Source organism: Rhodanobacteraceae bacterium, assembly GCA_016713135.1.
Lineage (GTDB): Bacteria > Pseudomonadota > Gammaproteobacteria > Xanthomonadales > SZUA-5 > JADKFD01.
Genome location: JADJPR010000002.1, coordinates 440,644 through 451,692, shown reverse-complemented (window position 1 = coordinate 451,692; position 11,049 = coordinate 440,644). Strand labels below are relative to the sequence as shown.

10 protein-coding genes are annotated in these 11,049 nt (G+C 64.6%); 9 read left to right on the top strand and 1 reads right to left on the bottom strand.

Annotated elements, in window-relative coordinates; all coding sequences use genetic code 11:
* Positions 1–2,340: 2,340 nt before the first annotated feature.
* The gene (locus IPK27_04235; protein MBK8066848.1) at positions 2,341–2,550 is read right to left on the bottom strand and encodes a hypothetical protein; all 210 of its coding nucleotides are present in this window, start codon (positions 2,548–2,550) and stop codon (positions 2,341–2,343) included.
* Between IPK27_04235 and IPK27_04230 the strand changes: the two genes are divergently transcribed.
* The 9 genes from IPK27_04230 to IPK27_04190 all read left to right on the top strand — a co-directional run bounded on the left by IPK27_04230 (position 2,549) and on the right by IPK27_04190 (position 11,044).
* Positions 2,549–2,983 (top strand): sulfotransferase, encoded by a 435-nt coding sequence (locus IPK27_04230; GenBank protein MBK8066847.1) that lies wholly within the window; start codon positions 2,549–2,551, stop codon positions 2,981–2,983. The genes IPK27_04235 and IPK27_04230 overlap by 2 nt on opposite strands.
* Before the next feature lie 282 nt (positions 2,984–3,265).
* Positions 3,266–3,415, top strand: coding sequence for a hypothetical protein (locus tag IPK27_04225; protein ID MBK8066846.1), 150 nt, complete (start codon positions 3,266–3,268; stop codon positions 3,413–3,415).
* Positions 3,412–3,642: a hypothetical protein gene (locus IPK27_04220; GenBank protein ID MBK8066845.1), complete on the top strand. Its 231-nt coding sequence runs from the start codon at positions 3,412–3,414 to the stop codon at positions 3,640–3,642. The genes IPK27_04225 and IPK27_04220 overlap by 4 nt, the downstream gene beginning before the upstream one ends.
* Positions 3,643–3,749: 107 nt before the next feature.
* Complete coding sequence (locus IPK27_04215) at positions 3,750–4,121, top strand: MarR family EPS-associated transcriptional regulator (protein MBK8066844.1); 372 nt, start codon at positions 3,750–3,752, stop codon at positions 4,119–4,121.
* 161 nt (positions 4,122–4,282) lie between these two features.
* Positions 4,283–5,605, top strand: coding sequence for an O-antigen ligase family protein (locus tag IPK27_04210; GenBank protein ID MBK8066843.1), 1,323 nt, complete (start codon positions 4,283–4,285; stop codon positions 5,603–5,605).
* Between the two features lie 96 nt (positions 5,606–5,701).
* Positions 5,702–6,733 (top strand): nucleotidyltransferase family protein, encoded by a 1,032-nt coding sequence (locus IPK27_04205; protein ID MBK8066842.1) that lies wholly within the window; start codon positions 5,702–5,704, stop codon positions 6,731–6,733.
* A complete protein-coding gene (gene galE / locus IPK27_04200; GenBank protein ID MBK8066841.1) occupies positions 6,733–7,764 on the top strand; it encodes a UDP-glucose 4-epimerase GalE in 1,032 nt (343 codons plus the stop codon). The genes IPK27_04205 and galE overlap by 1 nt, the downstream gene beginning before the upstream one ends.
* Positions 7,761–9,587, top strand: a complete 1,827-nt coding sequence (locus IPK27_04195; GenBank protein ID MBK8066840.1) for an ABC transporter ATP-binding protein — start codon at positions 7,761–7,763, stop codon at positions 9,585–9,587. The genes galE and IPK27_04195 overlap by 4 nt, the downstream gene beginning before the upstream one ends.
* A 59-nt stretch (positions 9,588–9,646) precedes the next feature.
* Positions 9,647–11,044, top strand: a complete 1,398-nt coding sequence (locus IPK27_04190) for an MBL fold metallo-hydrolase (protein ID MBK8066839.1) — start codon at positions 9,647–9,649, stop codon at positions 11,042–11,044.
* Positions 11,045–11,049 lie beyond the last annotated feature (5 nt).

Here is an 11,049-nt window from a genome sequence, read left to right as displayed (position 1 = left end):
CGACACGCCAGATGCGTTGATTGCCTCCGCCAACACCGCTAGTAGGCGCGCGTGCTCAAATTTCCGGGGCGGTTACAGCTTGAGGTTTTGAAGGCCGAGATTTGCGCTGCCTGCTCACCGATGTCGCAATGGCGAAGTCGCTCGATTTCAGTTTGGCGACCGCTGTTCGGATTACAGCAACTTCGGAGACACTACCACTTCTTCCCTTCGGCAAGTGGAAGCGATCGACGAGTTGCTGGTCCGCCGCCGGTTATGGCGAGGCGCTTTCGCGCTCCGGCGTCCTCGAACTGTTCAGGGTGTGTCCGATACTCTCCTGCAGATTTCCACCCCTGCAACACGGTCCGTTTTGGTGGTCTGAGCGCCGATCCGCGGCGACGCTGCCGCGCGCAGGGCGTGCCGCCGGTAGCTACGGAGGGCAACCCCAGATCCGCACGTGGTCGGTGGTGAGCCGGAATCTTACGGCGGAAACTTCGGTGACCGCGAACGAGGCATCGCCTTCAGCCCGTTCTTCTGGAAGCTTCGACGTGTCCGTCAGGACTGGTGGCAGATCCAATCAAAGATTCACTCAGGGTCCGCCAGCTTAGGATGGCCCATCTTGGATCAATGCAATCCTGAACAACAATCAGCCCTATTGCGCACGATTCGGCCGCCGCCTGCCGGGCGGTGGAGATCGATAGAGCTTTGGACACATGGAACAGATAACTTTCGATCCCTCGGAACGAGGGGTATCGATGTCGCGTTCAATTACGTCCCTCCAGATACCGACTACGGCACCTTCTCCTACTCGCTGGACAACACCTACGATCCTGGATTAACGCCGAGATAGATAATCTCGATGATTTGGGATGATAGCCTCGTGCCAGGCGGCGATACGAGGACGGCATGGCCCAGCAACAACTGGCGCCTGCATTCCAACGCCACGCGCTGGGAGATGGGCAACTGGGGTGCGACCAGGAACACGCGTTACTACTCGCGTCGAGGGAAGACTCCTGCCAGTTCACGCGTCGACTGCCGGCTTCGCGACCTGGTGCTCCGACCGAACCGCGCCGATGCTGACGGCACCCCGGCCGCTCCAGAAGGCGTGCTCGGCGGCACCGTACCACGATCTGGCTGGCTTTCTGGAATCCCCCGTGGGATGCGCTATCACGGTGGGCGTGAACAACGTGGCGACAAGAACCGCCCGTGTCGTTCCTGACCTTCGCGAACAGCTTCGACCCGCAGTAAAAGTCCGGGTCGCTTCTACTATGCAGTACTCTCGGCTGCAGTGCGATCTGATGCTCAGGTTTGTGACGACCCTGGCCCCGCGAGGCGCTACAGTCTTGCGAGGACGGCAACTCCAGCTCGCGAAGCGAATGCCTTGGCAGGCGGCCGGGTTTCTCGAACATCTCCTCGTGGAGCGATGGATTGACGCAACAGATCCCAACGGCGCGGCGTCCAGAAAACTGCTCGAAGAATCGACGCGGCGCTGGCTCGTAATGCGCACTCGATGAGGCGATCAGTTGGGGACCCTGGTCGAAACTGCAGCCCCGCAACGTCGTTGGGCGGGTGCGCCTGGTGTCGGCTGCTGCAGGAGAGAGTTCCGGCAGAGCCCGGTGGCTACGCGTTGGCGGCTGCCGAGTTGAAGCCGGAAAAGCCTGAATTGGTCCTTTCTCTCGCGCGCCAGTTGATCCGCTTCCTCGAGAACGATGCGCTGATCAGTTGCTTGCGCAACCTCGGTTTCCGTCGCGCGGCGACAGCGCAAGTGCTGGCCGAGGCGGAGTCTTGCTCCAGCAATATCGGCGCACATGATGAAGCCGTCGCCATGCCTGGATCTCTCGCATTCCGGCGGGACCCCGGCATGCGCCGTCGCGATATTTTCGCGGCAACCTGCACATGTTCGCCACGAACTTGCCCAAGCCGAGCGGTCGCTGGAACTCAGCCTCTCCACGGATCCGCGGTTTGCGCAGGCCTCACCGGTGCTGTCGTCATCTGTACCGCAGACGACCGAGCGCAATCGTGTCTCCCGGATTCGGGGAACAACTGCGGCAGGCTCAGCCAGGGCTGGGGGCGAGATTTACACCCGAATTTCGCGCTCTTCAATGAGCTGCACGATCTTGAGCGTTACCCTGAGGCCTGGTCAGCATTGGAGCGTGGATGCACGCCCAAGCGCCGGCGCATTCACTGATCACGCCGACCCATGGGCGTTTTCCCGCGGTTGATGGCGCAATGCGTGCGGATTTCGTTGCGCGCCCGATCGAATCAGCGAAGCTGGCCCCGATTTTCGTTGTGGGCATGCCGCACCGGCACCACCTTGCTCGAGCGTGTGCTTCTGGTCTGCTGATGTCGCCGATGGCGGCGAAGTTACGCATTCAATGTCGACATGAAGCTGCGGCCGATTGCCGCTTCCGAGGCGTGCTCGACGCAGAATTGATCCGGCGCGCCGCAGCAATCGATTTTCGTCGGGTGGGTGAACGATTCACGGCGCGATGTATCCACGCGCAAATGGCCGGCAATGGTTCCTGGAAGCCGTCGAATTTTCTGAATGTCGGAGATATTGCAGGCACTCCACATGCGAAATTCCTGCATCTGGTTCGCAACCCGCGAGGCTTGTTTCTCGACTGTGCGGACCTTGTTTTCCGAGGCCTGCGGGTACTCCTACCAACAGGGCGAGCTCGCCGATTATTATCTTGGTTATCGCAAATTGATGGAGCATTGGCATCGGGTGCTCCCGGGGCGCATTCTCGATGTTGATTTCGTTCGCTTGACCAACGATACCGAGGCGGTTGCGAAAGAAGTCTTCGACTATTGTGGTCTATCGTTCGTGGCAGAAGCGCTGAACACCGAGAAGACGCGTGGTGTGGTCGCCACCGCCAGTAGTGCGCAGGTGCGCCGAAAAATCAGTGCGCATACGGTTCCGGCATGGAGCCACTATCGCCAGCAACTGGAGCCACTGTTGTCTCGCCTGGCGCTGCTCGGGAACAGTCAGGGCGATCGCGGCGGCTGACAATCGGTGCCGATTGTCGCCGCAAGTCCCGGATTCGGGAAGTGGTGTCGCAATCGCCAGTCGCCGCATGATGGCGGCCGGCGGCACAATGGTCCGCGCAGCAAGCAGCTTGGCGATGTGGTCTGTTCACGTCGTGAACGGATCGTCGGCATCTGCAATCCTGGTTCGCTGTCCTCCCCAGAAGCCACGCGCCGAGGGCTGAAGCACAACTCTGCTTGACGCGGCAGGGCTTCGGACCTTGTTTGCAAGGACTCGACGCGCAGCGTGCGGGCGGCGTCGGGCGTGGTGGTGCGTACCGAATCGCTGTTCCCGCGCTACATCTTCCTGCACTCGGATCCGTCCCTGCAGTCCCTGGAGCCGGTCCGCGGTACCCGCGGGGTATCCACGATCGTGCGTTTCGGGGGCTACCTGCGGTCGTTCCCGATGCCGTGATCGAACAGATCCGGCTGCGTATGGATCCCGACGATGGATTCGTGCGCCTGGCGCCGCCGGAACTGCAGCCGGGCGCAAAGGTCCGGATCAACGAAGGTCCCTTCAGCGGCATGGACGCCATCTTCGCTGCGACCCATGGTGAAGATCGGGTGCGCCTGCTGCTGACGCTGCTGGGCACCGAACGCGAGATCGTGGTTCCGAAGCACGCCCTCGGCGCACGCATCTGACCGCGGCAAAAACTGGCTGTCCGGCCATGCGGGCCTACACCGCAGGGCGGCAGCGGCGTGGGGGCAGGATCAGCCCGCTGCCGTCCCCGGATTTCAACGACCACTGCATGCTCGACGACGAGACCCGCTACCGCCTGCTCCGGCTGCTGACCGAGCATCCGAACCACTCGCAGCGCGAGCTGGCAGGCGAGCTTGGCCTGTCGCTGGGCAAGACCAACTACTGCCTGCGCGCACTCATCGAACGCGGTTGGGTCAAGGTGCAGAACTTCCGCAACAGCCACAACAAGCTCGGCTATGCGTACGTGTTGACGCCCAGCGGGGCGATCGCCAAGTTGCGTGCCACGACCGACTTCCTGCGACGCAAGCAGGATGAGTACCAGCGGCTGGAACTCGAGATCGAGGCATTGCGGCGTGAAGTGGAGCTGCTGGCGCCTCCGCCACAGGAATCCAAGCCATTCGGCCCGTCTGCGGTCCAATGACCGGGGTGGGTCCATCCCTCGCTACTGGCCAAAGCGCGCAGGCGGAGTGGCCCCGTGGGGCCATGATCGCAGACACTCGGCTCGATCGCGCCACCCCGGGGCACGCGCGGAATTCCGGAATGTCGACAACGGACAGGCTGGCCGGACCCTTGTGCGGGGCAGTGCTCGCCCTGGCGCTTTTGCTTGGTGGTGGCACCCGCAACTTCCTGCTCAGCGATCTGCTCGTGCAGTTCGCGGCGGTGGGCGCTCTGGCCTATGGCTTGGTCCGGCTGCGCTGGCAGTTGCTGCAGCCTGAGGTGCGGCGCCTCGTGGTGCTGCTGTTACTCGTGGTGGCCATTCCCCTGATTCAGGTCGTGCCGGTCCCGGCAGCGCTGGTCGGGTGGCTGCCCGGTCGCGCGGAGGTCTATTCGGGTCTGGATTCGCTTGGCATCCCGGCGCCGGCATTCCGCACCTGGTCACTGGATCCCAATGCGACCCTGGCCTCAGTTCGATCACTGTTGCCGGCGGCGGCCCTGCTGGTGCTCGCCGTGCAGATCGACCCGAAATGGAGATGGCGCATGGTGGGGCTGGTCATTTCCGCCGCGGTGCTGATGGTCGCCCTCGGCGTCGCCCAGGTCGCCCAAGGCAGCGGTAGCGGCCTGCGTTTCTACACACCGACCAACGCGCACGAGGCAGTCGGCCTCTACGCCAACCGCAATCACTATGCGTCATTCCTGGTGGTGGCGCTGATCTGCGTTTTTGGCGGCGTGATTCGACATGGAACGGCACGCACACCCGCCAATCAGCGTGCATTGCACATGCTCGGCTGGTTGCTGATGAGCGCCATCCTGATGCTTGGCGTCTTTCTCGCCCGATCGCGGTCCGCAGTGGGCCTGGCTGCGGTCATGTCGGCGATCATGTTGATCCTGGCCTTCATCAGCGGAAAGCAGCTCCGCGGCGCAACCCGTTGGTTGCCGATCATCGTGATTGCCGGGGGGCTGGTTGCGGTGGAATTCGGTCTTGATCGGATCGCTGCCCGCTTCGGAAATCTCGAAGGCGGCCAGCGCACCGACGTGCTCCCACACGTGCTGGAGCTGACTCGCCGCTTTGCTGCCAGCGGCACCGGCGTCGGAAGCTTCCCCGCCGTCTACGAAGCGTATGCGCCGGTAGCAGACCTGGGGCCGAAGATCGTCAACCACGCGCACAATGACTGGGCGGAGATCTGGATCGATGTCGGACTCCCGGCCCTGCTCGTGCTTGGACTGTTCGCACGATGGGTCTGGCAACGTCTGCAGGAGTTGCGGGTCGACTGGGGAAATGGTCAGCGCGAGAACGCAGAACGGCTGGTTGGTGCCCTGATCCTCTTGTCCCTCTGCCTGCATTCGCTGCTCGACTACCCGCTGCGAACGACCAGCCTGGCGTGCGTGTTCGTGCTTGCGTGCATCCTGATGCTGCGCACCCGACGCGGCGGCGATGGAAGGCGGGACTTGGGGTCGGCGTCGTGACGAGTGCCCTGTTGGATGTTTTTTCGGTACCGATTCGCGAGGACCTCCGCCGGCGATCACTCGCCGAACAGGTCGCCACCCCTGCAGGAAAACCGCTTGATCGCGGCGGCACTCGACGACGCCGTGCGCAGCGGCCGCAATCTGGAGCCGATGGAACAGGCGTTCTGGGATGTCCTGGTGACCGCGCAGGCACCGGCAATCGAGTGCGACAACCAGTTGCTGGCCCGCCTGCTGTCGGCGCTGGCGGCCCGCGGTTGCCCCGCCCTGCTGCTGAAGGGCGCTGCCCTCGGGCGTTGGCTCTATGCCCGGCCTGAGCTGCGTCCGGTCACGGATGTCGACCTGTTGGTTGCCCCGCATGAGCGGCTCGTTGCGCATCAGGTCATGGTCGACCTTGGGCTCGAGTCGGATGGCTACAGTCAGCACGATCTGGTGGGCAATCAGGCGCGATATCGGGATCGTGCAAGTGGGCGTGAGGTTGATCTGCACTGGGCGCTGCACGTGTTGCCGGAACTTGCATGCAGGTTCGATTTCACCGAGCTGATGGCGCGGTCGATTGCGCTTTCCGGAATTCCGGGTTGCCGTGCGCTCGGGCGGGTCGATGCCCTGATGCACGCAGTGGTGCACTACGAGGCGCACCAGCCCGTCTCGGACCGGCCCCTGGTATGGCTCTACGACCTTGCGCTGCTGGCGCGCGGGATGACTGCCAAGGATTGGAGCGAACTGGACTCGATGGTGCGCTCGAAGCATGTCGCCGGCCTGCATGCGCATGCGCTGACGGACGCAAGCCGCTGGTTCGATCTCGAGCTCCCGGTCCGCCGGATGTCCGACTGGCAGGCGTTGGGACGACATGAGTGTACGCGCAACCTGATCGAGGCCTCGCGCGGGCACGTGGCGCGGGTGCTGCGCAGCCTGGCCTGCCTGCCCTCGCTCGGGCAGCGGCTGGCGTACCTCAGGGTCTGCCTGTTTCCGCCGCATGCCTGGATACGCGGGCGCTACGCCGTGCACGGCATGGCCGGCACGCTCGCGGCCTACCTCACGCGCTGGTTCTCGGGAGCGCACGAGCTCCTGGCGCGGACTCAGGTCGCCGGCGCGGAACCAAGATCGGCAAGATCCGTGAGAGATACCTGATGAAAGTCCTGGTGACGGGCGGGGCGGGTTACATCGGCAGCCATGTCTGCAAGGCGCTCGCTGCGCAGGGGCACTTGCCCATCTGCGTCGACAACCTGGTCTACGGTCACCGATGGGCGGTTCGATGGGGCCCGCTCGAAGTTGCGGACATCAGCGACCGGGAAAGCCTGCAACGCATCATTGGCCAGTATCGTCCGGATGCCGTGATGCATTTCGCGGCCTTCGCCTATGTGGGCGAGTCGGTCATCCATCCGGCCAAGTACTACCGCAACAACGTCGCCGGCACCCTGGTGCTGCTCGATGCGATGGTGCGCAACGGCATCGACCGGATCGTCTTCTCCAGTACCTGCGCGACCTACGGCAACCCGCAGTCCATTCCCATCGCCGAGGATCACCCGCAGGCGCCGATCAACCCCTATGGCGCATCCAAGTGGATGGTCGAGCGGATCCTCGCCGATTTCGGCGTCGCGCATGGATTGCGCAGCGCGGCGCTGCGCTACTTCAATGCGGCAGGCGCGGATCCCGAGGGCGAGCTCGGCGAGGCGCATGATCCGGAAACCCACTTGATTCCCCTCGTGCTCGACGCCGCCGCGGGCAAGCGCCCGCACATCCAGGTTTTCGGCGACGATTACGCCACCCGCGACGGCACCTGCGTCCGCGACTACGTGCACGTGACCGATCTGGCCGATGCGCACCTGCGCGCGCTGCACCGCCTGGCGTCGGCATCGCCCGGGCTGGACGCCTACAACCTCGGCAACGGCCGCGGATTCACCGTCCGCGAGATCATCGCGGCCGCCGAGCGTGTGACCGGACTGCGGGTGCCAGTGACCATCGCGCCGCGCCGTGAGGGCGATCCCTCGGCTCTGGTCGGAGACGCCGGGCGCGCACGCCGGGAGCTCGGGTGGAGTCCGCAGCACGCGGACATCGATGAAATCCTGGGCACGGCCTGGCGCTGGGCGCAGCGCCCCCGCGATCCCGACCCGACCCTGACGGTTGGCGTTCCATTCGACGCGGGTGCCGAGACGGCATGATCGCAGTGGCCCAGGAAGTGGCCGACATCCCGCAAGCCGCTTCCTTCGGCGGTATTCCCGGGTACTTCCGGACCTTCCGCGAGTTCATCGGTGTCCGCGTCTACCTCGTGTTTGCGCTGCAGGTGGTCGAAGCACTGCTCGAGGGCGTCGGCATCCTGATGCTGCTGCCCTTGCTGCAGAGCCTGGATGCCGAGGGCGCCGCATCCGGGCGATTCGCGACCTGGGTGACCGGATTCCTCGGAACCCTGGGCGTATCCGGGCCGGTCGCGGTGCTCGCGCTGATCGCGGGCGTGTTCGTCGTCAAGGGCGCCGTGGCCTTTGCGGCCGGCGGCTACGGCGGCTACCTGCGCGCCGACCTGCAGCGGAACCTGCAGGGACGCCTGTACGACGCCTACTCGAAGATGTCCTACAGCTACTACTCCGCCCGCGACACCGGCTATTTCTTCAACCTGTTCTCACAGGTGTTTTCCTTCATCGGCGCCTTCCAGAGCTTCTCGTCGATGATGGTGGGCGCGATCAAGGCATCGGTCTACCTCGGGATGGCGATCCTCGTCGCCTGGCGTTTCGGGGTCGCGGCAATTGTGGTTGGCCTTGGGCTGGTGCTGCTGTTCCGCCGTCTGAACCTGCAGGTGCGCTCGCTGTCGCGCGAGAGCGCGGAGCAGATGGGCGCGCTGTCCGGGGCCTTCGTCCAATCGATCCAGGCCTTCAAGTACCTGGCCGCAACCGGCACTGCAGAGCCGCTGCGCCGCGTGGCCATGGGGAATGTCGAACGCGCTGGCGAGTTGAGCGCGCGACTGAACCTGGTCATGGCCTTTGCCGGCGCTGCGCGCGAGCCGATCGCAATGCTGGTGATCATCTCCATCGTCATGATCCAGCTGGCGGTCTTCCAGCAACCACTGGCCCCGATCATGGTCTCAATCCTGCTCTTCTACCGCGGGGTCAATGCGGTCCTCGGGTTGCAGAACTCCTGGCAGAACGTGCTGGCCCAGATCGGCTCGGTCGAAGTCGTGCGCGACGAGTTCGCACGCCTGGAGCGCGAGTCGGTGCCCGATGGCGGCAAGCAGATCGGCGCACTCAGCGACTCGATCGAGTTCCGCGATGTCTCGTTCAGCTACGACGCGCGCGTCGGCGATGTTCTTTCGCAGGTGTCCTTTGTCATCCCGGCACGCACCACGGTGGCCCTGGTGGGCGCATCCGGCGCCGGCAAGTCGACCATCATCGACCTGCTGACCTTGCTGCTCGCGCCGCGCACGGGCGAATTGCTGATCGACGGTGTGAGCGCCGGCAGTATCGATCGCGCCAGCTGGCGCCGGCAGATCGGCTATGTGCTGCAGGAAGCGGTGATCTTCGACGACAGCTTCGCCAACAACATCTGCCTCTGGAGCGGCGATCCAAAGACCGACCCGGAACTGATGCAGCGCGTCCGTCGCGCCGCCCAGAGTGCTCACCTGCTCGAGTTCATCGAGTCGCTGCCGGATGGATTCAATTCGCTGGTCGGCGACCGCGGCATCCGTCTTTCGGGCGGCCAGCGCCAGCGCCTGTTCATCGCCCGCGAGCTGTTCAAGGAGCCGCGGCTGCTGATCCTCGACGAGGCGACCAGTTCGCTGGACAGCGAGGCCGAGCGCGTGATCCAGCAGAGCATCGACGAACTCCGCGGGCGCATGACCGTGGTGATCATCGCGCACCGGCTGGCCACCGTGAGGTCTGCCGACACGGTCTTCGTGTTCGACAAGGGGCGCCTGGTGGAGCAGGGGGACTACGCCGCGCTGCGCGATCGTGCCGATTCGCGCTTCTCCGCCATGGTGGCGGCGCAGACATTGTGAACGCGGGTGCCGTCGATTCCGGCCATGCCCCTGGCAGGTCACCCGTACCGGACACGCAGATCCTGCACCACGGTGCCGTCGACGGAACCACCGGAAGTTGCCACCGGCTGCAGGTCGGTGACGACGCAATCCTGATCGATTGCGGCTTGTTCCAGGGCGCAGAAACCAGCGGCGGCGATGAGTCGAACCGCCATCAGATCGAATTCAACATCGACGACGTGCGTGCGCTGCTCGTCACGCACGTCCACATCGACCACGTCGGGCGCCTGCCGTATCTGCTTGCCGCAGGCTTCCGCGGTCCGATCATCTGCAGCACGCCATCGGCAACCCTGTTGCCCTTGGTCATCGAGGATGCGCTGAAGGTCGGATTCACGCGTGACGAGCGCCTGATCCGGGGCGCGCTGGCGCTGATCAGGTCGCTCACGGTGCCCCTGGATTATGCCCGGTGGCACAGCGTGATCGACCACCCGACACGTCCGGTCAGGGTGCGCTTGCAGCGCGCCGGGCACATCCTCGGCTCCGCCTACGCCGAGTTCGATATCGGCAACGGGCGCGGCAGTCGTCGCATCGTGTTTTCCGGGGACCTGGGCGCACCGCACGCCCCGCTGCTGCCAGCCCCCGCGCCACCGCAGCGCGCCGATGCCGTGGTTCTCGAAAGTACCTACGGCAACCGGATCCATGAGGACCGGCGTGCCCGACGCCTGCGCCTGAAGTCGGCCATCGAACACGCCATGAAGGACGGCGGCACGGTCCTGATACCCGCGTTCAGCATCGGGCGCACCCAGGAACTGCTGTACGAGCTGGAAGGACTGATCCACGAAGGGAAAGCCCCTGCCTGGCGCGAGTTGGCCGTCGTGGTCGATTCACCGCTCGCTGCGCGATTCACCGCCGCCCACAACCAGCTCAAGCCCTGGTGGGATGCCGAAGCGCACAAGCGGCTGCGCGCCGGCCGCCATCCGCTGTCCTTCGAGAACCTGATCACGGTGGACAGCCACGAAGACCATCTGAAGCTGGTCGACCACCTGGCCAGCACGCGCCGCCCGGCTGTGGTCCTCGCAGCCAGTGGCATGGCTGCCGGTGGGCGCATCGTCAATTATCTGAAGGCGATGATCGAGGATCCGCGGCACGACATCCTGTTCGTCGGATTCCAGGCGCCCGGAACGCCAGGTCACGCGATCGAAAAATACGGCCCCAGGGGCGGCTATGTCGAACTGGATGGAAAACGCTATGTCATCCGCGCAAAGGTCGCCAGCATAACGGGTTACTCCGCGCATGCCGGGCAGGACGATCTGCTCAGGTTCGTCAGCCGGATACCCAAGCTGCCATCGGAAGTGCGCCTCGTCCATGGAGACAACGAAGCCAAGCGCATCCTGCGCGAACGCCTGCTCGCCATGGCCGCCGCAAGGGGCTCGTCGATCCAGGTCACCATCGGGACGGCCGCAGCGGTCCAGCCTTGAAGTTG

Coding starts and splice junctions, on each gene's coding strand:
- IPK27_04230 (MBK8066847.1), top strand. CDS start 2,549: ATGCGAAATTCCTGCATCTGGTTCGCAACCCGCGAGGCTTGTTTCTCG.
- IPK27_04235 (MBK8066848.1), bottom strand. CDS start 2,550: ATGTGGAGTGCCTGCAATATCTCCGACATTCAGAAAATTCGACGGCTT.
- IPK27_04215 (MBK8066844.1), top strand. CDS start 3,750: ATGCTCGACGACGAGACCCGCTACCGCCTGCTCCGGCTGCTGACCGAG.
- galE (MBK8066841.1), top strand. CDS start 6,733: ATGAAAGTCCTGGTGACGGGCGGGGCGGGTTACATCGGCAGCCATGTC.
- IPK27_04195 (MBK8066840.1), top strand. CDS start 7,761: ATGATCGCAGTGGCCCAGGAAGTGGCCGACATCCCGCAAGCCGCTTCC.